Genomic DNA, 14,004 nt, shown 5'->3' with positions numbered 1-14,004 from the left:
AGACCTTCCACCATAAAAGTCAGACTTTTACTTTTGAACGCGTCAGACCAGCCATCACCCTCCCATCGAGGACTTCTTGAAGATGAGCACGCAGACACCGGGTACACAGACACCGGACGACACCTTCGAGTGGACGGATCTCGACCGGCGTGCCGTCGACACCGCGCGCCTCCTGGCGGCGGATGCTGTACAGCGGGTGGGCAACGGCCACCCGGGCACCGCGATGAGTCTCGCCCCCGCGGCGTACACGATCTTTCAGAAGGTGATGCGTCACGATCCGGCGGACCCGGAGTGGACCGGCCGTGACCGCTTCGTCCTCTCCCCCGGCCACACCTCGCTGACCCTCTACACCCAGCTCTTCCTCTCCGGCTACGAGCTGGAGCTGGAGGACCTCAAGAGCTTCCGCACGCACGGCTCGAAGACGCCGGGCCACCCCGAGTACGGCCACACCGCGGGCGTCGAGACCACCACCGGCCCGCTCGGCCAGGGCGCCGCCAACGCGGTGGGCATGGCGATGGCCGCCCGCTACGAGCGCGGTCTGTTCGATCCCGAGGCCCCGGCCGGGGAATCGCCCTTCGACCACACCGTCTGGGCGATCGTCTCCGACGGCGACCTCGAGGAGGGCGTCTCCGCCGAGGCCTCCTCCCTGGCCGGCCATCAGCGGCTCGGCAACCTGGTGTTCCTCTACGACGACAACCACATCTCCATCGAGGGCGACACCGCGACGGCGTTCTCCGAGGACGTGCTGAAGCGCTACGAGGCCTACGGCTGGCACGTCCAGCGGGTCGAGCCCGCGGCGGGCGGCGACATCGACGTGTCCGCCCTGTTCACGGCTCTGCGGGCGGCGCAGGCCGAGACCACGCGCCCCTCCTTCATCGCCATGCGCACGATCATCGCCTGGCCCGCGCCGAACGCGCGGAACACGGAGGCCTCGCACGGTTCGGCACTCGGCGCGGACGAGGTCGCGGCCACCAAACGGCTGCTGGGCTTCGACCCCGAGGCGTCGTTCGAGGTCTCCGCCGAGGTTCTCGCGCACACCCGCGCCGCCCTCGACCGGGGCGCCGAGGCCCACGCGGCCTGGGACAAGCGGCTCGCCGAGTGGCGCGGCGCAAACCCGGAGCGGGCGAAGCTGTTCGACCGGATCGTCGCCGGCCGGCTGCCGGAGGGCTGGGAGGACGCGCTGCCGGTGTTCGAGCCCGGCAAGTCCGTCGCCACCCGTGCCGCGTCCGGCAAGGTGCTCCAGTCGCTCGGCGCGGTCCTTCCCGAGCTGTGGGGCGGCTCGGCCGACCTGGCCGGCTCCAACAACACCACCATCGACAAGACCTCGTCGTTCCTCCCCGAGGGCAACCCGCTGCCCGAGGCGGACCCGTACGGCCGCACGGTCCACTTCGGCATCCGCGAGTTCTCGATGGCCGCGGAGATGAACGGCATCGCGCTGCACGGCAACACCCGTGTCTACGGCGGGACGTTCCTCGTGTTCTCCGACTACATGCGCAACGCGGTGCGGATGTCCGCGCTGATGCAGCTGCCGGTGACGTACGTGTGGACGCACGACTCCGTCGGCCTCGGCGAGGACGGCCCCACCCACCAGCCCGTCGAGCACCTCGCCTCGCTGCGCGCCATCCCGGGCCTGAACGTGGTCCGCCCGGCCGACGCCAACGAGACGGCGATCGCCTGGGCCGAGATCCTCAAGCGGCACGCCACCCACCCGGCCCCGCACGGTCTCGCCCTCAGCCGCCAGGGCCTCCCGACATACGCGCCCGACTCCGGCGCGGCGAAGGGCGGTTACGTGCTCCAGGACTCCTCCTCCGAGGTTCCGGCCGTGATCCTCATCGCCACCGGCTCCGAGGTGCGGCTCGCTGTCGCGGCGCGCGAGACGCTCGAGGCCGAGGGGATCGGGACGCGGGTGGTGTCGATGCCGTCCGTGGAGTGGTTCGAGGAGCAGCCGCGCGAGTACCGCGACCGCGTGCTGCCGCCCGCGGTGCGGGCGCGGGTGGCGGTCGAGGCGGGCATCGGCCTGACCTGGCACCGGTTCGTCGGGGACGCCGGGCGCATCGTCTCCCTCGAGCACTTCGGTGCCTCCGCCGACGCGGACACCCTGTTCGCCGAGTACGGCTTCACCCCCGAGAACGTCGCCGCGGCGGCCCGGGAATCCATCGCCGCCGCGCGCGGTTGACACGAACGCCAGAGAGAAGATGATCACTGTGACCGAAACGACCGCGCCCGCGGAACCACTTGAGCGCCTGTCCGACGAAGGCGTCTCCATCTGGCTGGACGACCTCTCCCGCAAGCGGATCACGTCCGGCAACCTCGCCCGGCTGGTCGCCACGAGGAACGTCGTCGGCGTCACCACCAACCCGTCCATCTTCCAGGCCGCCATCGGCTCCGGGGAGGGGTACGAGGAGCAGCTCGCCGACCTGGCCGCGCGGGGTGTGACGGTGGACGAGGCCGTCCGGATGATGACGACCGCCGATGTGCGCGCCGCAGCCGATGTCCTGCATTCCGTATACACGACCTCCGGTGGTCGCGACGGCCGTGTCTCCATCGAGGTCGACCCCCGTCTCGCCCACGACACCGCGGCCACCGTCGCCGAGGCCAAGCAGCTCGCCTGGCTCGTCGACCGCCCGGGCGTCATGATCAAGATACCGGCGACGAAGGCCGGGCTCCCGGCGATCACCGAGGTGATCGGCCTCGGCATCAGCGTCAACGTCACGCTGATCTTCTCCCTGGAGCGCTACCGCGAGGTCATGGACGCCTATCTGGCCGGTCTGGAGAAGGCCGCCGCCAAGGGACTGGACCTCTCCGCGATCCACTCCGTGGCCTCCTTCTTCGTCTCCCGCGTGGACGCCGAGATCGACAAGCGGCTGACGCTCCTCGGCACGGACGAGGCCCTCGCGCTGAAGGGCAGGGCGGCGCTGGCCAACGCCCGGCTGGCCTACCAGGCGTACGAGGAGGTCTTCGCCGGGAAGCGGTGGACGGCCCTCGCCGGGGCGCGCGCGAACAGGCAGCGTCCGCTGTGGGCATCCACCGGTGTGAAGGATCCTGCATACAAGGACACGCTGTATGTGGACGATCTGGTGGCGCCGGGCACCGTCAACACCATGCCCGAGGCCACGCTGAACGCCACCGCCGACCACGGCGTCATCACCGGCGACACGGTGACCGGCGGCTACCCGCAGGCCCGCGCCGACCTGGCCGCCGTGGAGGCACTCGGCATCTCCTACGAAGAGGTCGTCACCCGGCTGGAGGACGAGGGCGTCGCGAAGTTCGAGGCGTCGTGGGAGGACTTGCTGAACACGGTCACGAAGTCGCTGCTGAGCAAGGGAGCTGACGCGGAATGAGCACCACCCCAGTGTGGGACAACCCCCTGCGGGATCCCCGCGACCGGCGGCTGCCCCGGATCGCCGGCCCGTCCGGCCTGGTCATCTTCGGTGTGACGGGCGACCTGTCCCGCAAGAAGCTGATGCCGGCCGTCTACGATCTCGCCAACCGCGGCCTGCTGCCGCCGGGCTTCTCCCTGGTCGGCTTCGCCCGCCGGGACTGGGAGGACGAGGACTTCGCGCAGATCGTCCACGACGCGGTCCGCGAGCACGCGCGCACCGAGTTCCGCGAGGAGGTCTGGCAGCAGCTCGCCGAGGGCATGCGGTTCGTCCCGGGCGACTTCGACGACGACACGGCGTTCGAGCAGCTGAAGAAGGCGGTCGAGGAGCTGGACGCCTCCCGCGGCACCGGCGGCAACTTCGCCTTCTACCTCTCCGTACCGCCGAAGTTCTTCCCGAAGGTCGTCGAGCAGCTGAAGAAGCACGGGCTGGCGAAGGCGCCGGAGGGCTCCTGGCGACGCGCGGTCATCGAGAAGCCGTTCGGGCACGATCTGGCGAGCGCCATAGAGCTCAACGCGGTCGTGCACGACGTGTTCGAACCGGACCAGGTCTTCCGCATCGACCACTACCTGGGCAAGGAGACCGTCCAGAACATCCTGGCGCTGCGCTTCGCCAACACCATGTTCGAGCCGATCTGGAACCGGTCCTTCGTCGACCACGTGCAGATCACCATGGCCGAGGACATCGGCATCGGCGGCCGCGCCGGCTACTACGACGGCATCGGCGCCGCCCGGGACGTCATCCAGAACCACCTGCTCCAGCTCATGGCACTCACCGCCATGGAGGAGCCCGCCTCCTTCGGCGCCGACTCCCTGCTCACCGAGAAGCTGAAGGTCCTCAAGGCCGTGAAGCTGCCCGAGGACCTGGGCAGGCACACCGTGCGCGGCCAGTACTCGGCCGCCTGGCAGGGCGGCGAGAAGGTTCCCGGCTACCTGGAGGAGGACGGCATCGACCCGGCCTCCACCACGGACACGTACGCCGCGGTGAAGCTGAACGTCGACAACCGCCGCTGGGCGGGCGTCCCCTTCTACCTGCGCACCGGCAAGCGGCTGGGCCGCCGGGTCACCGAGATCGCGGTCGTCTTCCAGCGGGCCCCGCACTCCCCGTTCGACACGACGGCCACCGAGGAACTCGGGTCGAACGCGATCGTCATCCGCGTCCAGCCCGACGAGGGCATCACGGTCCGCTTCGGCTCCAAGGTGCCCGGCACGTCGATGGAGATCAGGGACGTCACGATGGACTTCGCGTACGGCGAGTCCTTCACGGAGTCCAGCCCGGAGGCGTACGAGCGGCTCATCCTGGACGTGCTGCTCGGCGACGCCAATCTGTTCCCGCGTCACCAGGAAGTGGAAGAGTCCTGGAAGATCCTCGACCCGATCGAGGAGTACTGGGCGACACACGGCAAACCGGCGCAGTACGCCTCGGGCAGCTGGGGACCCGGGGAAGCCGACGAGATGCTCGCACAAGACGGACGGAGCTGGCGCAGGCCATGAAGATCGACCTGACCGACACCACGGCAAGCAAGATCAACAAGGCGCTGGTGCAGGGACGCCGCGCCATCGGCACACCCGCCGTGGGCATGGTCCTGACGATGGTGATCGTCACGGACGAGGAGAACGCCTACGACGCGATCAAGGCGGCCGAGGAGGCCTCGCACGAGCACCCCTCGCGCACCCTGGTCGTCATCAAGCGGCATGCCCGCACCCCCCGCGAGCGCACGCAGTCGCGGCTGGACGCGGAGGTCCGGGTCGGCTCCGAGGCCGGCACCGGCGAGACGGTGGTCCTGCGGACCTACGGCGAGGTGTCCGACCACGCCGACTCGGTGGTCCTGCCGCTGCTGCTGCCCGACGCCCCGGTCGTCGTGTGGTGGCCGGTGGACGCGCCCGAGAACCCCTCGAAGGACCCGCTGGGCGCGCTGGCGCAGCGCCGCATCACCGACCTCTACGCCGTCGAGAACCCGCTCCAGGCACTGGAGACCCGGGTCCGCTCCTACGCGCCCGGCGACACCGACCTCGCCTGGACCCGGCTGACGCCGTGGCGCTCGATGCTGGCGGCGGCGCTGGACCAGGCCCGGGTGCCGATCGTGGCGGGGGCGGTGGAGGCCGAGGCGGACAACCCGGCCGCCGAACTGCTCGCCCGCTGGCTCGAGGCACGGCTGAAGGTGAAGATCGACCGCGTGGTCACCGCCGGGCCGGTCGTCACGGCCGTACGGCTGGGCACCGCGGGCGGCGACGTCGTCATCGACCGCCCCGAAGGCCCCCTGGCCACGCTCACCCTCCCGGGTCAGCCCTCGCGCACGCTCGCGCTGAAGGTCCGCACCACCTCCGAACTCATCGCCGAGGAGCTCAGGCGCCTCGACGCGGACGAGATGTACGCCGTCGCCCTCAGGGGCGAGGGCACCAAGGAGACCCCCGCTCATGTCTGACACACCCCTGCTCACGCGGCGGCCCGAGTGGGCCGCGCTGGCGGACCACCGCGCCCAGGCGCAGCCGCACCTGCGTGAGCTGTTCGCGGCGGACCCCGGCCGCGCGGAGCGGTACGTGGTGCGCGTCGGCGACCTGCGGATCGACTACTCGAAGCACCTGGTCACCGACGAGACCCTGGCCCTGCTGCGCGAACTGGCCGCCGCCACCGACGTGTTCGGGCTGCGGGACGCCATGTTCCGCGGCGAGAAGATCAACACCACCGAGCGGCGGGCCGTGCTGCACACCGCGCTGCGCGCCCCCGCCGACGCGGTCGTCGAGGTCGACGGCGAGAACGTCGTGCCCCAAGTGCACTCCGTTCTGCGGAAGATGAGCGACTTCGCCGAACGGGTCCGCTCCGGCGAGTGGACCGGGTACACCGGCCGGCGGATCAGGAACGTCGTCAACATCGGCATCGGCGGCTCCGACCTGGGCCCGGCGATGGCGTACGACGCGCTGCGGGCTTACGCGGACCGCGATCTGACGTTCCGTTTCGTGTCCAACGTCGACGGCGCCGACCTGCACGAGGCCACCCGCGACCTGGATCCGGCGGAGACACTGTTCATCGTCGCCTCCAAGACGTTCACCACCATCGAGACGATCACCAACGCGACCTCGGCGCGAACCTGGCTGCTCAGGGGTCTGGACGGCGAGGAAAAGGCGGTCGCCAAGCACTTCGTGGCGCTGTCGACCAACGCCGGGAAGGTCGCCGGCTTCGGCATCGACACGGCCAACATGTTCGAGTTCTGGGACTGGGTCGGCGGCCGCTACTCCTTCGACTCGGCGATCGGCCTGTCGCTGATGATCGCCATCGGCCCGGACCGGTTCCGGGAGATGCTCGACGGCTTCCATCTGGTCGACGAGCACTTCCGCACCGCTCCCGCCGAGTCCAACGCCCCGCTGATCCTGGGCCTGTTGGGCATCTGGTACGGCAACTTCCACGACGCCCAGTCGCACGCGGTGCTGCCCTACAGCCACTATCTGTCGAAGTTCACCGCCTATCTGCAGCAGCTCGACATGGAGTCCGACGGCAAGTCGGTGGACCGCGAGGGCCGGCCGGTGGAGTGGGAGACCGGGCCGGTGGTGTGGGGCACGCCCGGCACCAACGGACAGCACGCCTACTACCAGTTGATCCACCAGGGCACGAGGCTGATCCCGGCGGACCTGATCGGCTTCGCCCGCCCGGTCGCCGGGCTGAGCGGTGAACTCGCCGCACAGCACGACCTGTTGATGGCCAACCTGTTCGCGCAGGGCCAGGCGCTCGCCTTCGGCAAGACCGCCGACGAGGTACGTGCGGAGGGCGTGCCCGAGGAGCAGGTGCCGCACCGCACCTTCCGGGGCGACCACCCCACCACCACGATCCTCGGCCCCGAGCTGACCCCGTCGGTGCTCGGCCAGCTCATCGCCCTCTACGAGCACAAGGTGTTCGTGCAGGGGGCGATCTGGAACATCGACTCCTTCGACCAGTGGGGCGTGGAGCTGGGCAAGGTCCTCGCCAAGCGAGTCGAACCCGCCCTCACCGAGGGCGCCGACGTGCCCGGTCTCGATCCCTCCACCACCGCCCTCGTGGCCGCCTACCGCGAGCTCAAGGAAGTAGTGAACTGACATGACAGCGATGCAGCTGGGCCTGATCGGTCTCGGCAAGATGGGCGGCAACATGCGCGAGCGCATCCGCCGCGCCGGCCACACCGTCGTCGGCTACGACCGCAACCCCGATGTCACCGACGTGAAGGACCTCGCCGAACTCGTCGGGCGGCTCCAGGCGCCGCGCGTGGTCTGGGTGATGGTCCCGGCCGGTGCCGCCACCCAGTCCGTGGTCGACGAGCTCGGCGGTCTGCTCGAGGCCGGCGACACCGTGGTCGACGGCGGCAACTCCCGCTGGACGGACGACGAGAAGCACGCCGAGGAACTCGGCGCCAAGGGCATCGGCTTCGTCGACGCCGGTGTCTCCGGCGGCGTGTGGGGCCTGCAGAACGGCTACGCCCTGATGGTGGGCGGCGACAAGGAACACGTCGACCGGCTCCAGCCGATCTTCGAGGCGCTCAAGCCGGAGGGCCCGTACGGCTATGTCCACGCCGGAAAGGTCGGCGCCGGGCACTTCTCGAAGATGGTCCACAACGGCATCGAGTACGCCATGATGCAGGCCTACGCCGAGGGCTGGGAGCTGCTGGAGAAGGTCGACTCCGTCACGGACGTGCGCGAGGTCTTCCGCTCCTGGCAGGACGGCACGGTCATCCGGTCCTGGCTGCTGGACCTCGCGGTCAACGCCCTCGACACGGACGAGCACCTCGACAAGCTGAAGGGCTGGGCGCAGGACTCCGGCGAGGGACGCTGGACCGTCGAGGCCGCCATCGACAACGCCGTGCCGCTGCCCGCCATCACGGCCTCGCTGTTCGCGCGGTTCTCCTCCCGCCAGGAGGACTCCCCGCAGATGAAGATGATCGCGGCGCTGCGCAACCAGTTCGGCGGCCATGCCGTCGAGTCGACGAAGGAGTAGTCCGCCGTGGGGGATCTCCTGCTGGTCCGCCACGGCGAGACGGAGTGGAGCGCGTCGGGACAGCACACCAGCCACACCGACCTGCCCCTCACCGACAACGGTGAGCTGCAGGCCAAGTCGCTCGCTCCGTTCTTCTCCCGCCGGACCTTCTGCATCGCCCTGACCAGCCCGCTGCAGCGCGCGCGGCGCACCGCCGAACTCGCCGGGGTCGGCGGGGCCGTGGCCGCACCCGACCTGCACGAGTGGGACTACGGGGCCTACGAGGGCATCACCACCGTCGAGATCCATCGCGACCGCCCCACCTGGGACCTGTGGACCGACGGCGTACCGGCCGGCTCCGACGGCCACCCCGGCGAGTCGCCCGAGGATGTCGGGCTGCGCGCCGACCGGGTGCTGTCCCGGGTCGACGCGGCGCTCGCTAACTGCGGCGGGGACGCCGTGCTCGTCGCCCACGGGCACTTCCTGCGGGTGCTGACGGCCCGCCGGCTCGGACTGGCCCCCGCGGAAGGGCGGTTGTTCCAGCTGGCGACGGGCACGTACAGCCGGCTGTCGACGGAGCACGGCCGGCCCGTGATCGCCGAATGGAACGTCAGACCGTAGCCGGTTGACACCGCCCGGCAGGCCCGCCAGAGTCGCGGCTGATGGAGATCGACGATCTGACACCGGCCGAACAGCGCGTCTGGCGGGCCTTCGCCACGGGTGCGGAGGTCGACTTCCGAGACGGTGACGGCGAACAGAGCGTGCGCGCCCTGGTGTTGCGGGCGCTGCTCCTCAACGGGCCGGAGCAGCCGGGAGAGATAGCGGCCGTCAAGGTCCGGGGCGCCCGTATCACCGGCGTGCTGGACCTGCGGTACGCGACCGTCGACAGCGTCGTCCACCTGACCCACTGCCGCTTCGAGGAGGCCGCCGACTTCACCGGCTCCCACCTGCGCTACCTCAGCCTGCGCGACTCCGAGATGGCCGGTCTGGCGATGACCCGGGCCCGGATCGACGGCAGTGTGCGGCTGACGCGCTGCCGGTTCGGCGGCCCGGTGCGTATCGACGGAGCGCAGATCAGCGGCGCGCTGTTCCTGGAGCAGGTGGAGATCACCGCGGAGGCCTCCGCGCAGCCGGTGCTCCAGCTCAACCAGGTCACGGTCGAGGACGACCTGTGCGCCCGCGGGCTGCGTGCCCGGGGCCCCATCCGGCTCGACGGAGCCACCGTCGCCGGGTCGCTCGACCTGGAGGACGCCGAACTGAGCAACCCCGGCGCCCGCGTCCTCGACGCCGAGGCACTCGACGTCGGCGCCAACCTGCTCGCCCGGCGGCTGCGCGCCGAGGGCCGGATCGACCTGCGCGGCGCCCGGATACCCGGCCGGGTGGACCTGCTGGACGCCCGGCTGTCCAACCCGGGCGGCACCGCCCTGCGGGCCAGCAGCTCTGTGATCGGCGAGTTCTGGCTGCGCCGGGGCCCGCGGGTCGAGGGGATGCTGAATCTGCGGCGGGCCGAGATCAACCAGCTCGACGTGGAACCGGAGATGCTGCCCGGCGAGGTACGCCTCCTCGATCTCACCTACACCTTCCTCACCCCGCACGAACCCGCCGAGCGCCGGCTGCCGATGCTGGAGCGGGACGGCGCGGGCTTCGACCCGCACGCCTACGAGCAGTTGACGGCCGCATACCGGCGGATCGGCGACGACCAGTCCGCCCGGCTCGTGCAGCTCGCCAAGCAGCGCCGCCGCCGGGCCACGCTCCCCTGGTACGGACGGGTGTGGGGCCATCTCCAGGACGCGGCCGTCGGCTACGGCTTCCGCCCGCTGCGGGCCGCCGTCTGGCTGCTGTCGCTGCTCGCCGTCGGCTCGGCCGTGTTCGCCGGGCACCCTCCGCCCCCGCTCAAGGCCGGCGAGGCACCCGGCTTCGACCCCGTGTTCTACACACTGGACCTGCTGCTGCCGGTGATCTCGTTCGGCCAGGAGGGCGCGTTCGCCCCGGTCGGCTGCTACCGGACGCTGTCGTACGTCCTCATCGTCACCGGCTGGATCCTGGCCACGACCGTCGCCGCGGGCGTGACCAGGACCGTGAGCCGTCAGTAGGCGGGCACCGTCCGCGCCGCGTGCTGGGCCGCCAGCCGCACCGGCGCGTTGGCGGCGCCGTAGCCCTGGTAGCCGCCGTCGCGCTGGACGAGTTCGAAGAAGACCCGGCCGACGGTGCGGGTGTAGAAGTGCCGGAAGACACCGTGCGCGTCGCGGTCGTAGAGGATGCCGAGTTCCCGGTAGGTCTCCAGCTCGCCGTCGGCGAACGCGAAACGGGCGGCGAGGTCGTCGTAGTAGTTCGCGGGGATCGGCAGCACAGAGCCGCCGGTCTCGGTGAAGCGGCGGGCCGCCGCGATCACGTCGTCGGTGGCGAGGGCGATGTGGCGGGCGTGGACGGTGTCGTCGCCGGGGGCCGCGCCGACGGTGAGCGGGAAGCGGACACTGCCGTCGGCGTTGGTGACGGCGCGGCTGCGCAGCAGACCGTAGGGGTCGGCGACGTCGACGCTCTCCTGCGGGTCGAGCCCGAGGACGCCGCGGTGGAAGAGGACCGCCTCGTCGAAGTGGTGCCAGGGCTGGGTGAGCGCGAGATGGTCGATGCGCGTCCCGGCGGCGGGGGCGGTGGCGGGGGTGTGCGGGACGTCCTCGAAGTCGGCGCGCCAGTCGGGCAGGCCCGGCCGGGCGGTCGCGCAGAGGAAGAGTTCGGTGCCGTCGGGGGCGGCCACCGCGTCGAGGAGGGCGTCCTCGGCGGCGCGGCGGCGGGGCAGGACCGGCGCGAGGAGTGCCTCGGCGCGGCGGGCGGCGGCGGCCGGGTCCGGTGACTCCAGGCCGATGGCGGCGAGGGTGGTGCCGTCGGTGGGGGTCCCTCCGCGCGAGCGGAGCCGGGAGTGGGGGAGGGCGGCCGGGCCGGTGTTGACGAGGATCCGGGCCTCGCCCTGCTCCCACAGGTCGACGGGCTTGCCGCGGTGGCGGCCGGTGCGGGCGAAGCCGAGGGAGCCGAGGAGCGCGGTGACGGGTTCGGCGTCGGGTGTGACCAGCTCGGTGAAGGCGACGCCGGTCGGGGCGGCCGGTGCGGGCAGGCCGGCGAGGCCGAGCTCCTCCTGCAGGACCAGCAGGGAACGGCGGGCGTCGACGGCGGTCGGACCGGCCTCGGCCTGCCGGAACACGTCGTTGAAGACCTCGAGGGAGAGCGGGCCGTCGTAGCCGGTATGCAATACACGGCGTACGAGATCCGGTACATCGAATCCGCCCTGCCCGGGGAAGCACCGGTGGTGGCGGCTCCACTGCAGGACGTCCATGCCGAGCAGCGGGGCGTCTGCCAGCTGCAGGAAGAAGATCTTCTCGCCGGGGATGTCCTCGATGCCTGCGAGGTCCTCGGGGCCGGACGCCCGGGAGAGGATGTGGAAGCTGTCCAGGCAGGTGCCGAGGGCCGGGTGTCCGGCGGTCTCGACGATGCGCCAGGCGTGGTCGTACGTACTGACGTGCCGTCCCCAGGCGAGCGCCTCGTAGGCGACGCGGACGCCGAAGTCCTGGGCGAGGTCAGCGAGTTGGCTCAGCTGCTCGGCGGCGAGGGCGTCGTCGTCCCGGGCGAGCGGGGAGACGCTGGAGCAGACCAGGACGGTGTCCGTGCCGAGCCGGCCCATCAGTTCGAACTTGTGCCGGGCGCGGCGCAGATTGCGGGCGAACTCCTGCGCGGGCACCGCCTCGACGTCCCGCATCGGCTGGTAGAGGTCGACGGTGAGCCCGAGGTCGGCGCAACGGGCGCGGATCTCCTCGGGGGCGAGGGGGCTGGCGAGCAGGTCGTTCTCGAAGATCTCGACGCCGTCGAAACCCGCGCGGGCGGCGGCGGTCAGCTTCTCGGTGAGGGAACCGCTCAGGGAGACGGTGGCGATGGACGTGCGCATCGGGGGTACCTCTCGATCGCTTCGGAGCGGCGTCACTTCGGCGCGGCGACGGCGCCCGCGAGTTCGGCGATGTCCGCGAGCATGCGGGCGCTGTCGGGTTCCCTGCCGGTGAACAGGCGGAACGCGTCCACGGCCTGGAAGACGGCCATGCCGCCGCCGTCCAGGGTGGCGCAGCCCAGGGCGCGGGCGGTGCGCAGCAGCTCGGTCTCCAGCGGACGGTAGACGATCTCGGCGACCCACAGGCCGGGGCGGAGCAGGCCGGCCGGGAGGGGCAGGCCGGGGTGGGCGGCCATACCGGTGGGTGTGGCGTGCACGATGCCGTCGGCGTGCGCCAGGAGCCGCGGCAGCCGGTCCGGGCCGGCGGCGGCCGCGCGGCCCTCGCCGAAGTGCCGGTTCAGGGAGGCGGCGAGCCGTTCGGCGCGCTCGGCCAGTGCGTCGACGACGGTGATCCGGCCGGCGCCCAGGGTGAGCGTGGCGTGCGCGACGGCCGCGCCGGCGCCGCCCGCGCCGAGCTGCACGACGCGCTCCAGCGGGGCGTCCGGCAGCCCGCGGGCGAAGGAGGCGGCGAAGCCGGTCACGTCGGTGTTGTGCCCGACGGCCCGCCCGTCGGCGAAGACGACGGTGTTGACCGCGCCCAGCGCCTCGGCCTGCGGGGAGAGCGCGTCGAGGTGTTCGATGACCAGCTGCTTGCAGGGATGCGTGATGTTCAGTCCGTCGAAGCCCAGGTCGCGGGCGGCGCGCACCAGGTCGCCGACCGCCTCGGGGCCGGCCCCCAGGACGTCGACGTCGATCAGCCGGTACAGGTAGCGCAGCCCCTGCCGGCCGGCCTCGCGCTCGTGCAGGGCCGGGCTGAGCGACGGGCCGATGCCGGAACCGATCAGCCCGACGAGATACGAGTCCTGGGTCACGTCCTGGGTCACGGCGGACCTCCTGAGGCTGGCTAATGTACGAACTGGTGAGTTAGTCATAACACCAAGTCGGCCGACGGGGAAGCCCTCTCCGGGCACGGGACGCGATCGGGCTCCTAGAATCTCTGCACCGCACCCGCGCCACCCGAAGGAAGCCAGGGAAACCCGATGACCAGCGTCGACGAACCGGCACGACCGAACGGGCGCATCCGTGACGCCGCCCGCACACAGGCCGAGATCCTCGACGTGGCGACCCGGGAGTTCGCCCGCGTCGGCTACGCCGGGGCCCGCGTCGACGACATCGCGGCCCGCACCCGCACCACCAAGCGGATGATCTACTACTACTTCGGCGGCAAGGAGCAGTTGTTCACCGCCGTCCTGGAGCGGGCGTACGGCGTGATCCGCGAGGCCGAGCAGCGGCTCGACGTCGAGCACCTGGACCCGGTCGCGGCCATCCGGCGCCTGGCCGAGCTGACCTTCGACCACCATGAGCGGCACCCGGACTTCATCCGCCTGGTGAGCATCGAGAACATCCACGAGGCCGAGCACATCGCCGCCTCCGCGAAGCTCGGCAGGATCGGCTCGCCGGCCCTCGACGTGATCCGCCGCATCCTCGCCGCCGGCCGGGAGTCCGGCCTGTTCACGGCCGAGGTGGACGCCGTCGACCTGCACGCGATGATCAGCTCGTTCTGCTTCTTCCGGGTCGCCAACCGGCACACCTTCGGCGCGCTGTTCGGCCGCGACCTGGTGGACCCGGCGCGGCGCGAGCACTACCGGACCATGCTCGGCGACATGGTGATCGCCTATCTGACGGCGGAGCGCGCGGCGGACTGATCCGCCCCCC

Annotated in this window: 11 protein-coding genes; 9 read left to right on the top strand and 2 right to left on the bottom strand. The window is 71.4% G+C overall.

All coding sequences use genetic code 11. The features are described from left to right. Window positions 1-82 precede the first annotated feature (82 nt). From tkt to ABT057_RS31545, 8 genes are read left to right on the top strand one after another with little or no spacing between them, the layout of a single operon-like run. Window positions 83-2,176 carry a transketolase gene (tkt, locus tag ABT057_RS31580; protein WP_352347052.1) on the top strand — a complete coding sequence of 698 codons (2,094 nt, stop codon included), beginning with the start codon at window positions 83-85 and terminating at the stop codon, window positions 2,174-2,176. 19 nt (window positions 2,177-2,195) lie between these two features. After that, window positions 2,196-3,341 (top strand): transaldolase, encoded by a 1,146-nt coding sequence (gene tal / locus ABT057_RS31575; RefSeq protein WP_352347051.1) that lies wholly within the window; start codon window positions 2,196-2,198, stop codon window positions 3,339-3,341. Beyond that, window positions 3,338-4,873 (top strand): glucose-6-phosphate dehydrogenase, encoded by a 1,536-nt coding sequence (zwf, locus tag ABT057_RS31570; RefSeq protein WP_352347050.1) that lies wholly within the window; start codon window positions 3,338-3,340, stop codon window positions 4,871-4,873. The genes tal and zwf overlap by 4 nt, the downstream gene beginning before the upstream one ends. Beyond that, the gene (gene opcA, locus ABT057_RS31565; protein ID WP_352347049.1) at window positions 4,870-5,805 is read left to right on the top strand and encodes a glucose-6-phosphate dehydrogenase assembly protein OpcA; all 936 of its coding nucleotides are present in this window, start codon (window positions 4,870-4,872) and stop codon (window positions 5,803-5,805) included. The genes zwf and opcA overlap by 4 nt, the downstream gene beginning before the upstream one ends. After that, window positions 5,798-7,447 (top strand): glucose-6-phosphate isomerase, encoded by a 1,650-nt coding sequence (gene pgi, locus ABT057_RS31560; RefSeq protein ID WP_352347048.1) that lies wholly within the window; start codon window positions 5,798-5,800, stop codon window positions 7,445-7,447. The genes opcA and pgi overlap by 8 nt, the downstream gene beginning before the upstream one ends. 10 nt (window positions 7,448-7,457) lie before the next feature. Further along, a complete protein-coding gene (gnd, locus tag ABT057_RS31555; protein ID WP_352347124.1) occupies window positions 7,458-8,339 on the top strand; it encodes a phosphogluconate dehydrogenase (NAD(+)-dependent, decarboxylating) in 882 nt (293 codons plus the stop codon). Window positions 8,340-8,345: 6 nt separating this feature from the next. Beyond that, window positions 8,346-8,939 carry a histidine phosphatase family protein gene (locus tag ABT057_RS31550; RefSeq protein ID WP_352347047.1) on the top strand — a complete coding sequence of 198 codons (594 nt, stop codon included), beginning with the start codon at window positions 8,346-8,348 and terminating at the stop codon, window positions 8,937-8,939. A gap of 41 nt (window positions 8,940-8,980) precedes the next feature. Beyond that, the gene (locus ABT057_RS31545; protein ID WP_352347046.1) at window positions 8,981-10,411 is read left to right on the top strand and encodes a pentapeptide repeat-containing protein; all 1,431 of its coding nucleotides are present in this window, start codon (window positions 8,981-8,983) and stop codon (window positions 10,409-10,411) included. Here ABT057_RS31545 and ABT057_RS31540 read toward each other — a convergent pair. Both ABT057_RS31540 and ABT057_RS31535 read right to left on the bottom strand, forming a co-directional pair. Further along, on the bottom strand, window positions 10,405-12,252 hold the full coding sequence (locus tag ABT057_RS31540) for a bifunctional sugar phosphate isomerase/epimerase/4-hydroxyphenylpyruvate dioxygenase family protein (RefSeq protein WP_352347045.1): 1,848 nt from the start codon (window positions 12,250-12,252) through the stop codon (window positions 10,405-10,407). The genes ABT057_RS31545 and ABT057_RS31540 overlap by 7 nt on opposite strands. A gap of 32 nt (window positions 12,253-12,284) precedes the next feature. Beyond that, window positions 12,285-13,160, bottom strand: a complete 876-nt coding sequence (locus tag ABT057_RS31535) for a shikimate dehydrogenase (protein WP_352347123.1) — start codon at window positions 13,158-13,160, stop codon at window positions 12,285-12,287. A 168-nt stretch (window positions 13,161-13,328) separates the two neighbouring features. Here ABT057_RS31535 and ABT057_RS31530 point away from each other — a divergent pair, with 168 nt between their 5' ends. Continuing rightward, window positions 13,329-13,994: a TetR/AcrR family transcriptional regulator gene (locus tag ABT057_RS31530; protein WP_352347044.1), complete on the top strand. Its 666-nt coding sequence runs from the start codon at window positions 13,329-13,331 to the stop codon at window positions 13,992-13,994. Window positions 13,995-14,004: the final 10 nt, after the last annotated feature.

Source organism: Streptomyces sp. NPDC002588 (assembly GCF_040295925.1).
GTDB lineage: Bacteria > Actinomycetota > Actinomycetes > Streptomycetales > Streptomycetaceae > Streptomyces.
Note: the sequence above shows the minus strand (reverse complement) of the source record. Positions and strands in the feature narration are given on the sequence as shown.

Excerpts from the sequence above, each read along its gene's own strand:
- tkt (WP_352347052.1), top strand. The coding sequence starts at position 83 with ATGAGCACGCAGACACCGGGTACACAGACACCGGACGACACCTTCGAG.
- tal (WP_352347051.1), top strand. The coding sequence starts at position 2,196 with ATGATCACTGTGACCGAAACGACCGCGCCCGCGGAACCACTTGAGCGC.
- zwf (WP_352347050.1), top strand. The coding sequence starts at position 3,338 with ATGAGCACCACCCCAGTGTGGGACAACCCCCTGCGGGATCCCCGCGAC.
- opcA (WP_352347049.1), top strand. The coding sequence starts at position 4,870 with ATGAAGATCGACCTGACCGACACCACGGCAAGCAAGATCAACAAGGCG.
- pgi (WP_352347048.1), top strand. The coding sequence starts at position 5,798 with ATGTCTGACACACCCCTGCTCACGCGGCGGCCCGAGTGGGCCGCGCTG.
- gnd (WP_352347124.1), top strand. The coding sequence starts at position 7,458 with ATGCAGCTGGGCCTGATCGGTCTCGGCAAGATGGGCGGCAACATGCGC.
- ABT057_RS31545 (WP_352347046.1), top strand. The coding sequence starts at position 8,981 with ATGGAGATCGACGATCTGACACCGGCCGAACAGCGCGTCTGGCGGGCC.
- ABT057_RS31540 (WP_352347045.1), bottom strand. The coding sequence starts at position 12,252 with ATGCGCACGTCCATCGCCACCGTCTCCCTGAGCGGTTCCCTCACCGAG.
- ABT057_RS31530 (WP_352347044.1), top strand. The coding sequence starts at position 13,329 with ATGACCAGCGTCGACGAACCGGCACGACCGAACGGGCGCATCCGTGAC.